The organism is Pseudomonas sp. BJa5 (genome assembly GCF_030272875.2).
In the GTDB taxonomy this organism is placed as follows: Bacteria; Pseudomonadota; Gammaproteobacteria; order Pseudomonadales; family Pseudomonadaceae; genus Aquipseudomonas.
Window position 1 is genome coordinate 1 of the sequence record NZ_JALRNG020000222.1, and the last position, 236, is coordinate 236.

Sequence of the window (236 nt, forward strand, 5' to 3'; positions counted from 1 at the left end):
GGCTTTCGCCCAGTCGACATGGGCCTGCCCCGGCCCATGGCAACTCTGGCAGCCGACGGTCAGCTCCTGCCAGGTGGTGGCGAAGCTGTCTTCGCGGTCGTTGTAGTTCGTCATCAACCGGGTGGAATGGCAGTCGGCGCACATGCCGTTACAGTTCTGGTAGCGACCGGTCCAGTGCAGCGGATCGTCGGGGGCGAAACGCAGGCCGGGGTACAGCAAGAACCAGCGCTGCCCGC

The 236-nt window shown here is 65.7% G+C and carries 1 pseudogene; it reads right to left on the reverse strand.

The features are described 5' to 3' along the window. A pseudogene (locus M2D63_RS26105) lies at positions 1 to 236 on the reverse strand (hypothetical protein); the annotation flags it as partial.